This window comes from Ruegeria sp. AG6 (genome assembly GCF_056541565.1).
Genome location: NZ_JBQFYQ010000005.1, coordinates 1 through 16235, shown reverse-complemented (window position 1 = coordinate 16235; position 16235 = coordinate 1). Strand labels below are relative to the sequence as shown.

At 58.0% G+C, this 16235-nt stretch carries 15 protein-coding genes; 5 read left to right on the top strand and 10 right to left on the bottom strand.

Going from position 1 to position 16235, the window contains the following annotated elements; all coding sequences use genetic code 11:
• Positions 1–23: 23 nt before the first annotated feature.
• Positions 24–2027, top strand: coding sequence for a hydantoinase/oxoprolinase family protein (locus ACR0I0_RS12255; protein ID WP_480491617.1), 2004 nt, complete (start codon positions 24–26; stop codon positions 2025–2027).
• Positions 2028–2066: 39 nt separating this feature from the next.
• On the opposite strand, the gene msrA is transcribed toward ACR0I0_RS12255, so the two are convergent.
• Both msrA and msrB read right to left on the bottom strand, forming a co-directional pair.
• A complete protein-coding gene (gene msrA / locus ACR0I0_RS12250; RefSeq protein ID WP_171635256.1) occupies positions 2067–2579 on the bottom strand; it encodes a peptide-methionine (S)-S-oxide reductase MsrA in 513 nt (170 codons plus the stop codon).
• Positions 2579–3025, bottom strand: a complete 447-nt coding sequence (msrB, locus tag ACR0I0_RS12245; RefSeq protein WP_209835600.1) for a peptide-methionine (R)-S-oxide reductase MsrB — start codon at positions 3023–3025, stop codon at positions 2579–2581. The genes msrA and msrB overlap by 1 nt, the downstream gene beginning before the upstream one ends.
• Positions 3026–3170: 145 nt before the next feature.
• Here msrB and ACR0I0_RS12240 point away from each other — a divergent pair, with 145 nt between their 5' ends.
• Positions 3171–3692 carry a glutathione peroxidase gene (locus tag ACR0I0_RS12240; RefSeq protein WP_171635255.1) on the top strand — a complete coding sequence of 174 codons (522 nt, stop codon included), beginning with the start codon at positions 3171–3173 and terminating at the stop codon, positions 3690–3692.
• On the opposite strand, the gene ACR0I0_RS12235 is transcribed toward ACR0I0_RS12240, so the two are convergent.
• Positions 3668–4555 carry a DMT family transporter gene (locus ACR0I0_RS12235; protein ID WP_171635254.1) on the bottom strand — a complete coding sequence of 296 codons (888 nt, stop codon included), beginning with the start codon at positions 4553–4555 and terminating at the stop codon, positions 3668–3670. The two genes, ACR0I0_RS12240 and ACR0I0_RS12235, sit on opposite strands and share 25 nt — an antisense overlap.
• Before the next feature lie 182 nt (positions 4556–4737).
• On the opposite strand from ACR0I0_RS12235, the gene ACR0I0_RS12230 reads away from it, so the two are divergent.
• Positions 4738–5934: a BCCT family transporter gene (locus tag ACR0I0_RS12230; RefSeq protein ID WP_171635777.1), complete on the top strand. Its 1197-nt coding sequence runs from the start codon at positions 4738–4740 to the stop codon at positions 5932–5934.
• Between the two features lie 201 nt (positions 5935–6135).
• Here ACR0I0_RS12230 and ACR0I0_RS12225 read toward each other — a convergent pair whose 3' ends face one another.
• The 5 genes from ACR0I0_RS12225 to ACR0I0_RS12205 all read right to left on the bottom strand — a co-directional run bounded on the left by ACR0I0_RS12225 (position 6136) and on the right by ACR0I0_RS12205 (position 11633).
• Positions 6136–6495, bottom strand: coding sequence for a CHAP domain-containing protein (locus ACR0I0_RS12225; protein ID WP_348539561.1), 360 nt, complete (start codon positions 6493–6495; stop codon positions 6136–6138).
• Between the two features lie 479 nt (positions 6496–6974).
• The gene (locus ACR0I0_RS12220; protein WP_117871130.1) at positions 6975–7262 is read right to left on the bottom strand and encodes an HU family DNA-binding protein; all 288 of its coding nucleotides are present in this window, start codon (positions 7260–7262) and stop codon (positions 6975–6977) included.
• Between the two features lie 130 nt (positions 7263–7392).
• Positions 7393–8856: an AMP nucleosidase gene (locus tag ACR0I0_RS12215; protein ID WP_171635253.1), complete on the bottom strand. Its 1464-nt coding sequence runs from the start codon at positions 8854–8856 to the stop codon at positions 7393–7395.
• Positions 8853–10655, bottom strand: coding sequence for an adenine deaminase (ade, locus tag ACR0I0_RS12210; RefSeq protein ID WP_480491614.1), 1803 nt, complete (start codon positions 10653–10655; stop codon positions 8853–8855). Before ade ends, ACR0I0_RS12215 begins: the two co-directional genes overlap by 4 nt.
• Positions 10656–10763: 108 nt before the next feature.
• Positions 10764–11633, bottom strand: coding sequence for a LysR substrate-binding domain-containing protein (locus ACR0I0_RS12205; protein ID WP_209835603.1), 870 nt, complete (start codon positions 11631–11633; stop codon positions 10764–10766).
• A gap of 112 nt (positions 11634–11745) precedes the next feature.
• Here ACR0I0_RS12205 and ACR0I0_RS12200 point away from each other — a divergent pair, with 112 nt between their 5' ends.
• Positions 11746–12501: a class II aldolase and adducin N-terminal domain-containing protein gene (locus ACR0I0_RS12200; protein ID WP_480491613.1), complete on the top strand. Its 756-nt coding sequence runs from the start codon at positions 11746–11748 to the stop codon at positions 12499–12501.
• Positions 12502–12558: 57 nt separating this feature from the next.
• Here ACR0I0_RS12200 and ACR0I0_RS12195 read toward each other — a convergent pair whose 3' ends face one another.
• The gene (locus tag ACR0I0_RS12195; RefSeq protein WP_480491611.1) at positions 12559–13191 is read right to left on the bottom strand and encodes a class I SAM-dependent DNA methyltransferase; all 633 of its coding nucleotides are present in this window, start codon (positions 13189–13191) and stop codon (positions 12559–12561) included.
• 88 nt (positions 13192–13279) lie between these two features.
• Between ACR0I0_RS12195 and ACR0I0_RS12190 the strand changes: the two genes are divergently transcribed.
• Positions 13280–14125: an SDR family oxidoreductase gene (locus ACR0I0_RS12190; RefSeq protein ID WP_480491609.1), complete on the top strand. Its 846-nt coding sequence runs from the start codon at positions 13280–13282 to the stop codon at positions 14123–14125.
• A 5-nt stretch (positions 14126–14130) separates the two neighbouring features.
• On the opposite strand, the gene ACR0I0_RS12185 is transcribed toward ACR0I0_RS12190, so the two are convergent.
• Complete coding sequence (locus ACR0I0_RS12185) at positions 14131–15750, bottom strand: GMC family oxidoreductase (RefSeq protein WP_480491607.1); 1620 nt, start codon at positions 15748–15750, stop codon at positions 14131–14133.
• Positions 15751–16235: the final 485 nt, after the last annotated feature.

Here is a 16235-nt window from a genome sequence, read left to right as displayed (position 1 = left end):
CAGCGAACAGACAGGAGGACCCGATGACGTTGTCTTTGGGGGTAGATACGGGTGGGACCTATACCGACGCGGTGTTGATCAGGGATGAGAAAGAGGTCATCGCCTCGGCCAAGTCGCTGACCACCCGGGCGGATCTGGCGATTGGTGTGGGCAAGGCGATCTCGTCTGTGTTGGCAGAGGCGCAGGTCACACCGGATCAGATCTCGATGGCGTCATTGTCGACGACGCTGGCCACGAATGCTCTGGTCGAGGGGCAGGGTGGCCGTGTCGCGTTGATCTATATCGGGTTCAAGGACAGTGATCTTGAAAAACACGGGCTGAAAGAGGCGCTGAAGGGCGATCCCGCCCTGGTGATTGCCGGTGGGCATACCCATTCCGGCGGCCAGGCTGCCGCCTTGGATGTCGCAGCGCTTGAGGCCTTTTTGGATTCGCATAAGGGAATTTCCGGCTTTGCGGTTGCTGCTCAGTTCGCCACCCGCAACCCGGCGCATGAGTTGGAAGCGGCGCGCATAATCTCGGAAAGGACCGGGGCGCCGGTAACCTGTTCGCATCACTTGTCCGCCAAGCTCAATGGTCCGAAACGCGCGGTGACGGCTGTGCTGAATGCGCGGCTGATCGGGATGATCGACCGATTGATCGGGCGTGCACAGGATCAACTGCATGCGCTGGGAATTTCGGCGCCGATGATGGTGGTGCGCGGCGATGGCGCCCTGATGAGCGCGGAACAGGCCCGGGAACGGCCGATCGAGACTATTCTGAGCGGGCCTGCGGCTTCTATCGTCGGGGCGCGATGGCTTACCGGAGCGGACAATGCGCTGGTCTCGGACATCGGGGGAACGACCACTGATGTGGCGCTTATCCGGGACGGAAAGCCCGCGATCGATCCGGCCGGGGCGCAGGTAGGTGGGTTTCGCACCATGGTCGAAGCCGTGGCGATGCGAACCCACGGTCTGGGCGGTGACAGCCAGGTGCATGTTGTGGCCGAAGGGTTGCGGGGCGGTGTGTTCCTGGGCCCGCGTCGCGTGTTGCCCGTTTCGCTGATCGCGTCAGAAGCGCCCGACGTTGTGCATTCAGTACTGGATGAACAATTGCGGGCCACGACTGTGGGTGAGCATGATACGCGTTTTGCCCGCCGCGTGCCCGGCATCCATGCCGAAGGAGTCGGTGCGCGGGAAGAAAGCCTGCTGGAGAGGCTGGGAGATCGCGTTCTGCCCCTGAGCGCCTTGCTGCGGTCGCGGATGGAGAACGGGGCGCTGATGCGCCTGGTCGATCGCGGAATCATCCAGGTGTCTGGGGTTACGCCATCTGATGCCAGCCACGTGTTGGGGCGGGTTCGTGCCTGGGATGTCGATGCGGCGCGCAAGGCATTGGAACTGATGGCACGCAAACGGGTCGGGTCAGGGGATATGTTGGCAAACTCTCCCGAAGCGTTGGCACAGATGATCGTGGATCAATTGACGGAACAGACCAGTTTGACCTTGTTAGAGGCTGCTTTTGACGAAGAGCAGGTTGGTTTTGGTCTGCCTTCGCAAGACTTGGCGCGTCATGTGCTGACACAGCGCGGGTTGGCACAACACCGTGGGTTGCTGTCGCTGAGCGCTGCTTTGAATGTGGATGTGGTTGGCCTTGGGGCGTCGGCCCCCAGCTATTACCCTGCGGTGGGTGAACGGCTGCACTGCCGAATGATCCTGCCGGAACATGCGGGCGTGGCCAATGCGATTGGTGCTGTCGTGGGGCGGCTGACCCTGCGTCGCTCGGGCACGGTCACATCCCCGGCGGAAGGGCGATATCGTGTGCATCTGGAGGATGGCCCGAAGGACTTCGCCGCGTCAGAGGACGCCTTGGCCCTGTTGGAAAAGGTTTTGATGTCCGAAGCAGAGGGCGCAGTACGAGAAGCCGGCGCAGAAGACATTCGCGTGATCGTGGATCGTGACATCAAAACCGCGCGAGTCGAGGCAAAGGACGTTTTTGTCGAGGCCCTGATCACGGTCGAGGCAAGCGGGCGCCCGAGGGTGGCCGCAGGCTAGCCCCCCTGAAAGCTTCAGAGGGGCCGGGCAGGTGGTGCTTTATTCTGCTGCGCTTGAGCGTTTGGGCAGGACCCAATCCTGACGCGGGAAGTGGCAGGTATAGCCGTTCGGAATCCGCTCCAGATAATCCTGATGCTCTGGCTCGGCTTCCCAGAAGTCTCCGACAGGTTCGACCTCGGTCACGACTTTTCCGGGCCACAAGCCGCTGGCATTTACGTCGGCGATGGTGTCCAAGGCCACCTGTTTCTGGGTGTCATCCACGTAGTAGATCGCGGATCGATAGCTCATGCCGATATCGTTGCCCTGACGGTTGACCGTGGTCGGGTCATGGATCTGAAAGAAGAATTCCAGCAGGTCGCGATAGCTGATCCGAGACGGATCGAACCAGATCTCGATCCCTTCCGCGTGGGTGCCGTGATTGCGATAGGTCGCGTTGGGCACGTCACCGCCGGTATAGCCGACACGCGTACGCGACACGCCCGGCAGTTTGCGGATAAGGTCCTGCATCCCCCAGAAGCAGCCCCCGGCCAGTACAGCGCGTTGCTCGGTCATCAGATATCCTCCACATGAATCAGGTATTCGCCATAACCTTCGGCTTCCATCTCATCCCGATGAATGAACCGAAGCGAGGCAGAGTTGATGCAGTACCGCAAACCGCCATGTTCACGCGGACCGTCCGGGAAGACATGCCCCAGGTGGCTGTCGCCGTGTTTCGAACGAACCTCGGTCCGGATCATGCCATGCGTGGTATCGCGGAACTCTTCGACATGTTCGTGCGCGATCGGCTTGGTGAAACTGGGCCAGCCGCACCCGGATTCGTATTTGTGGGTCGAGGCAAACAGCGGTTCACCCGATACGATATCCACATAAATGCCGGGTTCCTTGTTGTTCAGGTATTTCCCGGTGCCCGGACGTTCCGTACCACTGCGCTGGGTGACGTGAAACTCTTCGGGCGAAAGCGCAGCAATGGCCGTGGGGTCTTTGGTATAGCGAGTCATGGATCCTCCGGCTGAAATAGTGTTTGCGCCATTATCTGGGGGCTGCGGGGTGGAAAGCAAAGCGATATTTCAAACCGCTCTCGCAGTCGTGCAAGTGATCTGAACAACAAAGTCACGCGTATCTGAATAAAAGGGAGGACAAGACATGATGAGATTGCTGCTTTTGACTGCCCTGATCTTGCTGGGCCGCGCCGTTCAGGCGGCGCCGCTGACCGGTGAGTTCGACTCGATCGACGGAGGCACATTGGCCATCGAAGAGTGGCGCGGCCAACCCATCCTGGTGGTCAACACCGCGTCCCAGTGTGGGTTTACCGGGCAATACAAGGCTCTGCAAAGGGTGCATGAGGACTATTCCGGCAAAGGGCTGGTCGTTCTTGCGGTTCCGTCGGATTCGTTCAATCAGGAACTTGGGTCCGCGGAAGAGGTGAAACAGTTCTGCGAGATGAACTATGGGCTGACCCTGCCGATGACGGATATCACTCCGGTCAAAGGGGCTGACGCTCACCCGTTCTACAAGGCCGTTGCCGCGCAGACCGGGTTCACGCCCAAGTGGAACTTCAACAAGATCCTGATCAATTCTGAGGGTGAGGTCGCAGCGACCTTCGGGTCAAATGTCAAACCCGATTCCCGCAAACTGCTGTCTCAGGTCGAGGCTTTGCTGCCTTGAACGGGTTGGCGTGAAAGCTGAACCGCAAGAATGCCAAGGGTTGTAACGGTGACGCCAACCGCATCCATGGCGCCGAGTTTCTCGCCCAGCAGGATCGCCGCGATGGTGACCCCGAACACGGGGTTCAAAAAGTGGAAGGTGGCGGCTCGTACGGCTCCGATCCGGTCCAACAGCAGGAACCAGATCAATGTCGCCAGCAAACCGGGGAAAAGGGTTGTGTAGGTAAAGGCCAGCGCCAGTGGCAACGTCGGGTGGATGTAAATGGTTTCAAAGACCGGAGCAGCCGCAAACAGCGCGGCTGAACCAACCAGCATCTGCAGGCCAACGACCATCATGAAATTCCCGCCGGATGTTGCACCGCGAACGGCCAACGTTGCGAAGGTCAAGGCAAGAGCACCCACACCGCAAAGCGCGACGCCGAACATATCAACGCCCGCGCTGATCCGGCTGCTCATGATAAGGGCGACTCCGGCGAAACCGGCGAACAGACCCAAAACACCCAGTGGCCGCAGCTTTTCGCCGAAAATCAACCACCCCGCCAGCGCCACCAACAAGGGCATGGTGGATGCGATTATGGCCGCGACCGAAGCCTCGACCGTTTGCATCGCATAAAAATTTAGACCCAAATACAGGGCATTTTGGCAGATCCCGAATAATATCGTTGCGCGCCACTGGTTTCGGGTCAGGTGCCAGCTTTGCCCCATCGCGCGGGCAATCATGACCCCCAGAACACCAGAGATCAGAAACCTCAAGGCCAGCGAAAACAGAGGGGACGCATCCGCCACGATAATACGCGCCGAGGTAAAGGCAGATGACCAGATCAGGGCAAATGTCAGCCCCATGGTTATGGCGCGCAGATCCATGGAGACCCCCTGTCACTTTGCGCGGACTGTTCCTGATTTTGGGATCGGTCGCAAGCGGTGCGCGTCAAAAAAGACACATGCGTGATGCAAGAAAAGTCTTGCGCATGTTTATATTGATTGACCAGCCAATTAAAGATATCGGCGGCAGGACCTGACATATCAAGGGAGGTTTGTCGGTGCTTCTGGAGTACATTCTATCGTTCGGCGTCCTGCTGGCATTGGGGCTGGTCGCTTTCTTCGTCGTGAAATGGTGGAACCTGCGCTGTGTCGGCGTGACACCGGTTCATCTGTTCACGTTCATCGCGATTCTGTTCACATCCGGCCTGGATGTCGGCCTGATCATGTTTCCACTGACCGAATTCGGAGGATACGCCGATGACCCGGCCTATGCCTTTGCCAACCCGCTGGCGATCGAGTTCGGATTCTGGGGTTTTCTGATCTGGGCCTTCTATTTCCTGACGGCCTTCTACTTCTGCGTGATCGAACCCCGCGTGAAGTTCTTTGAGATCCCGCTGGTCAAGCTGATCAACAACGTGGTGATCATTGGCACCTGTGCCTTCACCGCCAGCCTGTTCCTGATCTACCTGCCCGGCTATCTGCCCGAGGTCGGCGATGGTGAATCCGTCGTTACCACCTTCTACATCATCGTGTTTGTCGTCATTCTGGCGGCGGCCTATTCCTCGACCGATCTGAAATACGTTCGCATCCTGTCCGTAGGTTCGACCTTTTTGTTCCTTGCCCTGATTCTGGGCATGTGGGCAGCCGCAGGTATGGGCGTGACCGGGTTTGTGGAAACCGGCAGAAATATCGGCGCCTATTTCGCCAACCTGCACAAGTTCGTCCTGCCATTGACCGACTATCACGCGTTCTACCTGTTCTGGTGGTTTGCATGGTCGATCATGATCGGACAGTTTACGTCGCGCTTTGTGGGTGGCCTGACCACGTGGCAGTTGCTGGCGGCGCTGTTGATCTTCCCGTCGATCCCGCTGGGGATCTGGTTCACCGTTCTTTACTATTACCACCTGAACGACATCAGTACCGCTGGCATCACCAACATTGCGATGGTGATCGTGGGTGTGACGTTCGTGATCAACTCATTGGACTCGCTGATCCGTCTGTACACAGACAACCTGAACCTGACCGTCGAGCGGTTCGGAAAGGCGATCTACGTGGCGGGCAACGTCGCACTGCTGTTTGTCCTGACCCTGTTGTTCCAAAGCCAATGGCTGCAAATCCAGTGGATTGGAGCAGTCGTGGTTGGACTGTATCTGGCTTGCGTCGTCTATATCCTGATCACCAAACGCCAAGAGGTATTGAGCATCGACTCGATGCCAGAAGATCGTGATCTGGACTTCCACAAGGTTGAAACGGTCCACTGACCGGACCAGAGACACGGAACAGAAACGGGCACCTCTGGTGCCCGTTTCTATTTTTACCGACAATATCGCGGCTTTGGACAATCTGCGGGCTTTTCAACCGCGCGACATCCCAACCCGGGCGGCGGCTGCCTTTACGGTACGATCAAAAGGAATGTTGCCCGCGCTGCGATCAACTCGCCCGTGAAATGAAGTTGGGCAAGGCTATTCGTCAACCGCCGGATAGATGAACCCGTTTACCGGGTAGGGATTGCCGTAGTGGCCCGGTTGGCTTTCAACCCGAACCAACGTCCAGTCATTGTTTTTGGAGACGTCCCTGACGCCCATCTTCAACGACACCTTGTTTCGGTGCCAGTTGGCATGATTCACGATGACTTCCCGGTCGGTGACGATATCGGATACGACAGCCACATGGCCCAGGGGCATTCCTCGGGTCGCCCGAAACGACATAACCGCACCAACAACCGGTTCCTTGCCGCGCTCAAACACTTGCTGCGCCCGTCCCCACCAGTCTTTCGCATTGCCGCGAATTTCAATACCGCTGAGGTCTCGGGCGTAGGGCACGCACCATACTCTTTGACCTCTGGCCCGCTTTTTCGAGACCTCTTGCAGCGCCATCAACTGGCGTTCAGGGTCGAGATTCGCATTGGTGGTGTTTTGCGCGCAGGCAGAGACAAGAGTGATAAGACCCACCGCAATCGCGGAACGGGCGCTGCCGGACAAGCACGGCCAAGTTGTTTTCTTTTTACAGACGCAGTTTTGCAAGATATTTCATTGCCGGTTCGAAGACTGACGAAGTTGTAAGGTGATCAGACAAGTCTTGAAAAGAGGCCCGCAAACACCATGGCAAGATTTTGCCAGTTCTCTGACCCAGGTTCAGGTCAATGGCTGCCCTTGAAGGCGCATTCTCACCTTGGTGGCGAATACCGGACCGAAATATGTTGTGCGAAACGGGTTCAAAACCCGCAGGCACAGAATATTCAAGACGATAGAAAAAAGAGCCCCCCAAAGGCGGCCCTTTATCGTTGGCTAAAAAGTTGAAATCAGCCGTTTACGCTGTCTTTCAGTGCCTTGGCGATGGTCATTTTCACAACCTTGTCGGCTTCCTTGGTGAAGGTTTCACCAGTGGCCGGGTTGCGGACCTGACGCTCGGGCCGCTCGCGGCAGTAGATTTTGCCGACGCCGGGCAGGGTCACTGCGCCACCGGCCGAAACTTCGCGGGTAATCAGGCCGGTGATGGCCTCCAGCGCAGAGTTTGCGGATTTCTTGTCGGTTCCCATTTCCTCAGCGAGAGCAGCAACCAGCTGAGTCTTTGTCATAGGCTTTGCCATTTCTTGGTCTCCTTAACGTGCCCGATCTATAGGGCCTCACCGCGTAACTGTAACGGGATATTGTGGCCAAACACAACGAATAGTAGCGCTGAAACCCCTAAAAATATGGGGAAAACGTTGCTTTTTTGCGTCAGAGGAAGGCCGTTTCGTCGAAGGAGCGCAGTTTCCGGCTGTGCAAACGCTCCAACGGCATGCCGCGCAGATGCTCCATCGCTTTGATGCCGATGGCCAGATGTCGGCTGACCTGAGTGGTATAGAACGAAGACGCCATGCCCGGCAGCTTCAATTCTCCGTGCAGGGGTTTGTCCGACACGCACAGCAAAGTGCCATACGGAACGCGGAACCGATAGCCGTTCGCGGCAATGGTGGCACTTTCCATATCCAGCGCGATTGCCCGGGATTGGCTGAGTCGCTGGACCGGGCCGGACTGATCACGCAATTCCCAGTTTCGGTTGTCGACCGAGGCCACAGTGCCCGTCCGCATGATCCGTTTAAGCTCATACCCTTCCAGTTCCGTCACCTCGGCCACGGCGTGTTCCAGCGCCACCTGAACTTCGGCCAGAGGCGGGATCGGCACCCAGACGGGCAGATCGTCATCCAGGACCTTGTCTTCGCGCAGATAGGCGTGGGCCAGAACGAAATCGCCCAATGCCTGCGTATTGCGCAACCCGGCGCAATGGCCAACCATCAGCCACGCGTGCGGGCGCAGAACGGCGATATGGTCGGTGGCGGTTTTTGCATTGGATGGGCCAACACCGATGTTCACCAAAGTAATCCCCGAACCATCTTTGCGCTTCAGGTGATAGGTCGGCATTTGCGGCAGTTTCAGCGGTTGTTCGATAGGTGCTTTGGGGTCTGTGATTTCGGCATTGCCGGTTGAAACAAAGCTGGTATAGCCGCTGGCAGGGTCCGCCAATTGTTCTCGGGCGTAGTTTTCGAATTCCGAGACATAGAACTGGTAGTTCGTAAACAACACGTGATTCTGAAAGTGACCTGCATCGGTGGCGGTGTAGTGCGCCAATCTGGCAAGCGAATAATCCACGCGCTGGGCGGTGAAAAGGGACAAGGGCCCAACAGCATCCTCATGGACATGCACGCCATTGACGATGTCATCATTGGTGGTTGTCAGGTCCGGAACATCAAACACATCGCGCAGGGTGAAGTCGGCTGCGCCCTGATGAGGCACGACCAGATCGGGATTGTTTGCCACGGCAAAATGCACCGGAATCGGTGTGTCCGACGCCGCAATTGTCACAGGCTGACCATGGTTCTTGATTAACAGGGCAATCTGTTGGGTCAGGTAGGATCTGAACAGATCCGGGCGCGTCACCGTCGTGGCATGAACACCAGGTTCAGACACATGGCCAAAGCTCAGGCGGCTGTCGACTTGGGAATAGGTCGAGGTTCTGATGCGAATTTCCGGATAATAGGCTCTGAATCGTGCGGCAGGTGCCCCATTTTCCATGGCGTCCGCAAAGCTGTCGCACAGGAAATTGGTCGCCTGCACGTACAGCTCTTCCAACCGGGCGACAGCGGCGGCGGGATCGGTAAACTGTTCTGGCGCAGGTGCTTGTGGTGTCAGGAGTGTCGTCATGCCAATGGTTCCAGAAGTTCTATTTTTTCGAATGTGCGTACGTCGACCAACCCGAGATCCGATATTCGAAGCTCGGGAATCACGACCAGCGCCAGCAAAGAATGCTGCATGTACGCGTTGTTCAGATGGCAGCCGCAGTCCTGCATCGCCTGCACCATCCTGTCGGCCTTGGCCGCGACTTCGGCGGCGGGACTGTCGGACATCAGGCCTGCGATCGGCAGTTCGACCAGCGCCAGTTCCTGCCCGTCCCGGAACAAGGTGATGCCACCGCCCACTTCGGCCAGACGGTTGGCGGCCAGCGCCATCTGATCGCGGTCCGTACCGACGACGATCATGTGATGACTGTCATGCGCCACGGTCGAGGCCATGGCCATTTTTCCCTGATAGCCAAAGCCCGAAACAAAAGCGTTGGTGACGCCCCCGGTGGCCCGGTGCCGCTCGACCAGCGCGATCTGGCACACCTCGCCTTCGCCCTCGACCAGCCCGCCAATGATCGGCAATTCGGCCTTCAACGCCTTGGTCGGGGCCTGGTTTTCCACCACGCCGATGACGTTGGCCTGAACTTTGTTGGCCCCTTCCGGTGCCTTGATCTCAAAATCGGCCGACGTCAGCGCATGCCCCAGATGAACGGTATGGCGCGATTTTTCGGGCCAGTTCAGATGTGGACAATCCACTTTGATTGCACCGTTTTCCGCGACAACCTGCCCGCGGGCTATCACCATCTCAACCGGCAGTTCGGCTAGATCCGAGCTGAGGATGATATCCGCCCGCCGCCCCGGAGTAACGGAACCGATCTCGCGTTCCAGCCCGAAATGCGTTGCCGTGTTGATCGTGGCCATTTGCAGCGCGACCAGGGGGTCGCATCCGCAAGCAATGGCATGGCGCACGACGCGGTTCATATGCCCGTCATTCACCAATGTGCCGGAATGACAGTCATCTGTACAAAGAATGAAGTTGCGCGGATCCAGCCCTTTTTCTGTCACGGCCGTAATCTGGCTTTCCACATCATACCAGGCCGATCCCAGACGCATCATCGAGCGCATCCCCTGCCGAACCCGTGCAATGGCGTCGGCCTCGCATGTGCCTTCGTGATCATCCGCCGGGCCACCCGCCACGTAAGCCGCAAAATCAGGCCCTAAATCAGACGAAGCATAGTGCCCTCCGACCGTTTTCCCGGCCCGTTGAGTGGCTGCAATCTCGGCCAGTATCTTGGGATCACCATGGATCACGCCCGGGAAATTCATCATCTCGCCCAGCCCGATGATACCCGGCCAGTTCATCGCCTTGGCCACGTCTTCGGGCGTGATCTCATAGCCCGTCGTCTCCAACCCCGGTGCGGAAGGCGCGCAGGATGGCATCTGAGTGAAAATATTGACCGGTTGCATCATGGCTTCGTCATGCATCATGCGCACGCCGTCCAGACCCAGCACATTGGCGATCTCATGCGGATCGGTGAACATGCTGGTCGTTCCATGCGGGATGACGGCACGGGCGAATTCGGCTGGGGTGAGCATCCCGGATTCGATATGCATATGCGCATCACACAAGCCGGGCAGAATGTAGCGCCCTTGTGCTTCGATGATTTCCGTATCCGGCCCCACGCAATGCGAGGCATCCGGTCCGACGAATGCTATGCGCCCGGCAACAATCGCCACAGAATGATCCGGCAGCAATTCGCGGCTGTGTACGTTCACCCAGGTTCCGCCCTGAATGACCATGTCCGCCGCCTCGCGTCCGGCTGCAACTGCGATCAATTTGGGGGCGACATCGGGCCAGCTTGGGAAAGGTGTGTATTCCATGGCTCAACTTTCACGAATGCGTCAGCGGGTGCAACCCCGGTTCTTCGATGTTGGGGATTCCTCATACATGTTGGGCACGTCTTTTGGTTCTGGCGCGCGCGTTTCCCATTACACCTCAGACCCGATCTCACGCCGCACCCAGTTGGCAAAGGCCACGGCGCCGGGTGTGTCCTCGGCCTGCGGGGACAACAGCAGATAGTAGGACTCGGGCATTCGCGCACGGTGCTTGAACGGCGCGACCAGCTGACCGCGCTTAATCAGATGACTGGCGATTGTGTCATGTGCCAGGCAAAGACCACCGCCAGCCATGACCGCTGACAGGCAAACCAGATAGGTCGTCGCGTAGGTTATCGACGGATTTTCCCAATTCAGACCCTGATCTTCCGCCCAGCTTGGCCAGTTGGACAGCAAGTTGGAGCAGTCGAAAAGTGGCTGTTCCTGGAGGTTTTCCAAGCATACCGGATAGTCTGGTGCGCAGACCGGATAATAGTGTTCGGTGCGCAGAATTTCGGTTCGGACCGTGTCGGACGGACGAAGCGAGAACCGAATCTCGACCGCTGCGCCTTCGGCCATTTCGCGCGGTTCCCAAAGCTCGGTGAAGACGTTCAATTGAACATGCGGATGTTCCGCCCGAAATGCCGGCAGGCGCGGGGCCAGCCAGTTGACGGCAAAGCTGATGTTGCATTGCACTTGAACCGCGTTTGGTTGCGCACCGGTAACCGCCCGGGTTCCGCGCATCAGTGTCCGGAAAGCCTCTCGCACGACTGGCAGATAGGTGATTCCGGCCTCGGTCAGTTCCAGAGCTTTGGGGCGGCGCAGAAACAGTGGCTGCCCCAGATGCCCTTCCAGAGATTTAATCTGCTGGCTGACGGCGCTTTGCGTCATGTTCAGGTCTCGTGCCGCGCCGGTAAACGAGAGATGGCGCGCGGCGGCTTCGAAAGTGCGCAACCAGCCCAGCGGAGGAAGCGAGTTCTGCATCTACATAACCTCGGCATAAGTTCAGCTAATGGGATAGTTGCGTTTTTTTCGTTGGTCAAACTGCCAGGCCCCATGCAGGTTTGGCCGCGACCAGCCGCGAAAGGAGCCAAGCATGAGCCTCACCAGTCTTCGTCCCAATATCGACCATTGGTCCGAGCGCGTGGATATGGCCGCCACCTTCCGCTGGACTGCCCGGCTGAACATGCATGAGGCGGTTGCCAACCATTTCAGCCTGGCGGTCAACGATGACGGCACGCAATTTCTGATGAACCCCAATCAGGTGCACTTTGAGCGCATTCGTGCTTCGGATCTATTGTTGCTGGATGCCAATGACCCGAATGTGATGGAACAACCTGGCGCGCCGGACCCGACGGCCTGGGGGCTGCACGGCTCAATCCACCGCCAGTGCCCGCATGCGCGTTGCGTCATGCATGTGCATTCGATCTTTGCGACTGTTCTGGCCTCTTTGGCCGACAGTTCATTGCCGCCGATCGATCAGAACACGGCGACCTTTTACAACCGTTACGTGGTAGATGAAGAATTCGGAGGTCTGGCCTTTGAAAGCGAGGGTGAGCGCTGCGCCGGGATGCTGTCCGATCCCAGGAAGAAGGTCATGATCATGGGCAATCACGGTGTTCTGGTCATCGGCAGCGACCCTGCGGATGCCTTCAACAGGCTGTATTATTTCGAACGCGCGGCCGAAACCTACATTCGTGCCTTGCAGACCGGGCTGCCCCTGCGCGTCTTGTCGGATGAGATTGCCGAAAAAACAGCGCAAGAGCTGGACGACTATCCCGATCAGGCCGAAGCGCACCTGCGTGAGATCAAAGCGATCCTTGATTCTGAAAGTTCGGACTACGCGACCTGAGGCAAAGCGATGCGCATGGTCGAGGCGGGTGGCCTGATTGTATCCGAATAACCGGTTTCAAACCCGTTCAAACAAAGCGATCAAAGCGGTGTCATCCTTGTTGGGGCCAGCCGCGAGATCTCCGTATATGCGGACTTCGGGCAGGGTCAGGTTGCGAATCTGATCCTGTTCCAATTCACGGAAAGCGTCGGCAAAACCCAGTTCCTTGAAATGGCGCGCATTGATCGAAAGGGCAAACTGCGCCCCGTGCCGGGCCACGCGTAACAGCGCGGGCAACACCTCGGGGCCCAAATGACCATGTGTGAACGTACCGGATGAAACTATGCCGGAATAGCTGTGGCGCGGAACGGGGATGCCCTGTGTCAGATCACCCTCGATCGCGTCCCGGTAAATATCCTTGCGCATCGCCTGATCCAGCATCTCTGCGCTGATGTCGGTTGCATCAATGGGTCCGACGCCAAGCGCCGACAGCACCGCGCCGCACAGGCCGGTTCCTGCTCCGACATCCAGAACGGGCCCCTGACCACCCGCGCCGACAAATGCCCGCGCCGTGTGTGTGTGAAGCTGATAATCTTCGCGCGCGGCGAAACCGTCATCATAATCTCCTGCCCATTCCGCATAGAGCTGCCTGTTCTCGTCCGGAGAACTCAGCGCATAGGCCGAATGCAGGTCAGGTGTCTTTTTGCTCATGGCCAACAGAAAGGCGCAATCGAAGATTCGATTCAAGTGCGTCCATGCGGCGCTTGCATCCCGGTACGACGCAGATCATCAAAGGGGCATGACCAAGACGCTCTTTTCATTCGGCCATGGCTATTCTGCCCAAGCCCTGTCCCGAAACCTTGCCCCGAAGGGCTGGAAAATTTTTGGCACGACGCGAGACCGTGAAGGGACGGATGCAATCCGGGCCTCTGGCGCCGAGTCGCTGATCTGGCCGGGTGAGGCACCGAACCTTGATGGGGTGACCCATTTGCTGATCTCGACGGCGCCAGATGAAGCGGGTGATCCAGTGTTGGCGGTGCTGGGCGATGAAATCGCCAAGCGGTCCGGTCAGTTCGATTGGGTGGGCTACTTGTCGACAACGGCCGTCTATGGCGACCATCAGGGTGGCTGGGTGGATGAGGACACGCCGCCCACACCGACCGCCAAGCGCGGAAGATGGCGTATGCTGGCCGAGGAGCAATGGTCGGCCATTCCGGGCCTGCCTGTTCATATCTTCCGTCTGGCGGGTATCTATGGGCCGGGGCGCGGTCCGTTTTCCAAGCTCAAGCGTGGTGGATTGCGGCGCATTATCAAACCGGGGCAGGTGTTTTCGCGCATTCATGTGGAAGACATCGCGCAGATCCTGGAAGCCTCGATGATGAAGCCGAAGCCGGGAAGCATCTACAATGTATGTGACGATGAACCGGTCCCGCCGCAGGATGTCATAGGATACGCAGCCGAGTTGCAGGGTTTGCCCCTGCCTCCTGCGGTCCGGTTCGACGACGCCGATCTGACGCCGATGGCGCGCAGTTTCTACAACGAAAACAAGCGGGTTCGAAACGACCGGATCAAGGAAGAACTGGGTATTGATCTGATCTATCCCAATTACCGTGTCGGGCTGGAAGCCCTGATGAAAGGCAAGTAGCGTCTTTACATCGCCGCCGCTTTGATCATGTCCGCCGCTTTTTCGGCAATCATGATGGTGGGTGCGTTTGTATTGCCCGACACCAATGTCGGCATCACCGAGGCATCGACGACCCGCAGGCCTTCAAGCCCGCGGACGCGAAGCTGGGGGTCGACGACCGCCATTTCGTCCACGCCCATTTTGCAGGTGCCCACGGGGTGATAGATCGTGTCGGCGCGGGCGCGGATGTGCTCCTCCCAATCCTGATCGGTCTGGGCGGTATCAGTGCCGAACAGTTCTTTTTGCCGGTACTTGGCCAAAGCCGGCGCGTTGAGGATATCCCGCGCCATTCGCGCTCCTTTGATCATGGTTTCCAGATCGCGTTTGTCCGACAGAAACGCCGGATCGATGGCGGGCGCCGCCGTGGGGTCTGCGCTGTTCAGGCCTACGGCCCCCCGACTTTCCGGCCGCAGTTTGCATACATGGCAACTATACCCGTACCCGTAATGCAGTTTGCGGGCATGGTCATCGACCATAGCGATGGTGAAATGCAGCTGAATGTCGGGACGCTCCAGATCGGGGGTGGTTTTCAGAAACGCTGCGCCTTCGGCAAATGGCGTCGCCGCCATCGAGACGCCCGTCTTGCTCCACCGTTGAATATGTCGCAACAACCGCGCTGCCCCTGCCGGGCCGATACCAAAATTGTCGGTGTCTGTGGTTTTGAAGATCAACGCGAAATCCAGATGATCCTGCAAGTTTCGTCCCACGCCAGGCAGTTCGTGGTGAACCGCGATTCCGTGCGGATCAAGGTCGCTTTTTGCGCCAACACCTGAAACCTGAAGCAGTTGCGGCGTTTTCAAGGCCCCTGCGCACAGCAGGACTTCGCGTTTCGCCCGAATGGTGATGTCTGCGCCCTTGCCTCTCACCCGGTATACAACGCCCGTTGCGCGCTTGCCCTCAAAGCACAGCCTTCTTGCATGTGCATGCGTGATGACCGTCAGGTTCGGTCGGTCGGAAACCGGGAAAAGAAAACCAGCTGCCGCGGAACACCGTTCCCCATTCTTTGCCGGGTCGTGAAACTGGGTAACCTGATATAGACCGACGCCTTCGTTGTCGCCCCGGTTGAAGTCTTCGGTATGGCGGTGTTGCAACTGCTGTGCGGCTTGAATGAACGCATGGGTGATTGGACGAGGCTCTTTTTGCCGTGAAACCTGCAACGGCCCGCTGTCACCATGCACGCTGTCGGCGCCAAGCTCATTGTTCTCGGCCCGTTTGAAGTAAGGCAATACACTGTCCCAGTCCCAGCCGTCGCAGCCCAGATCGGCCCAGCCATCATAGTCCTGCCGCTGACCTCTTACATACAACATGGCGTTGATCGCGCTCGAGCCGCCGAGTGCCTTGCCGCGCGGTTGATATCCTCTGCGCCCCTTCAGACCGGGCTGCGGGACCGTTTCAAAGGCCCAGTTGTTGATTCTGGGACGCCCCGGAAGTGCGGTAACAACAGCCGCAGGCATTCTGACGAAAAGGCTTTTCCCACCGCCACCTGCTTCAAGCAGGCAAACACTTGTGGATGGATCTTCGCTCAGGCGGTTGGCCAGAACCGATCCGGCCGAACCGCCGCCTACGATGATATAATCGAAATCCATGCTGTCTTGCGCACCTCTTGCGGCGTTTTCGTTTCTTTGACTGGTCGGGCAGGGTTACCACCTTCCCGGTGAGAGTGCGTTAATGGAGCAAAAAAACAACTGTGACCCAAAGTCAGTATTTGCGTAACCCAGCCTTTTCTTGATGGTCAGATCCGGGCTGTACGCAAGGTGCAGAAAGGTTTTGCAGATCGTTTCTGTCTGCCGAACCCCTCGATTCCCCCGCAAGGGCAAGTTTTGGGGTTCCTTCCTGGGATATCCGCACGTTCCAGGCGGTCTGAAGATCTTGATTTGTTAATGTAACTTACTGTTTTAATTAACAAACACAAGAAATCGATGCGAAATGCAAAGTTTTTTGAAAATGGGGGTTGCAGGTCTCAGGCCTAATCCGTAAATACCCCTTCACCGGCGCTGCTGAGGCGCTGGGACGCGGCGGAAGCGGCGGTTACGCTCGGGAGAGACCGGGGGCATCTGAGGTTAGGATTTAG

What these genes read in the sequence shown, in the direction of transcription:
- ACR0I0_RS12255 (WP_480491617.1), top strand. Translation starts at nt 24, where the DNA reads ATGACGTTGTCTTTGGGGGTAGATACGGGTGGGACCTATACCGACGCG.
- msrA (WP_171635256.1), bottom strand. Translation starts at nt 2,579, where the DNA reads ATGACCGAGCAACGCGCTGTACTGGCCGGGGGCTGCTTCTGGGGGATG.
- msrB (WP_209835600.1), bottom strand. Translation starts at nt 3,025, where the DNA reads ATGACTCGCTATACCAAAGACCCCACGGCCATTGCTGCGCTTTCGCCC.
- ACR0I0_RS12240 (WP_171635255.1), top strand. Translation starts at nt 3,171, where the DNA reads ATGATGAGATTGCTGCTTTTGACTGCCCTGATCTTGCTGGGCCGCGCC.
- ACR0I0_RS12235 (WP_171635254.1), bottom strand. Translation starts at nt 4,555, where the DNA reads ATGGATCTGCGCGCCATAACCATGGGGCTGACATTTGCCCTGATCTGG.
- ACR0I0_RS12220 (WP_117871130.1), bottom strand. Translation starts at nt 7,262, where the DNA reads ATGGCAAAGCCTATGACAAAGACTCAGCTGGTTGCTGCTCTCGCTGAG.
- ACR0I0_RS12215 (WP_171635253.1), bottom strand. Translation starts at nt 8,856, where the DNA reads ATGACGACACTCCTGACACCACAAGCACCTGCGCCAGAACAGTTTACC.
- ade (WP_480491614.1), bottom strand. Translation starts at nt 10,655, where the DNA reads ATGGAATACACACCTTTCCCAAGCTGGCCCGATGTCGCCCCCAAATTG.
- ACR0I0_RS12205 (WP_209835603.1), bottom strand. Translation starts at nt 11,633, where the DNA reads ATGCAGAACTCGCTTCCTCCGCTGGGCTGGTTGCGCACTTTCGAAGCC.
- ACR0I0_RS12200 (WP_480491613.1), top strand. Translation starts at nt 11,746, where the DNA reads ATGAGCCTCACCAGTCTTCGTCCCAATATCGACCATTGGTCCGAGCGC.
- ACR0I0_RS12195 (WP_480491611.1), bottom strand. Translation starts at nt 13,191, where the DNA reads ATGAGCAAAAAGACACCTGACCTGCATTCGGCCTATGCGCTGAGTTCT.
- ACR0I0_RS12190 (WP_480491609.1), top strand. Translation starts at nt 13,280, where the DNA reads ATGACCAAGACGCTCTTTTCATTCGGCCATGGCTATTCTGCCCAAGCC.
- ACR0I0_RS12185 (WP_480491607.1), bottom strand. Translation starts at nt 15,750, where the DNA reads ATGGATTTCGATTATATCATCGTAGGCGGCGGTTCGGCCGGATCGGTT.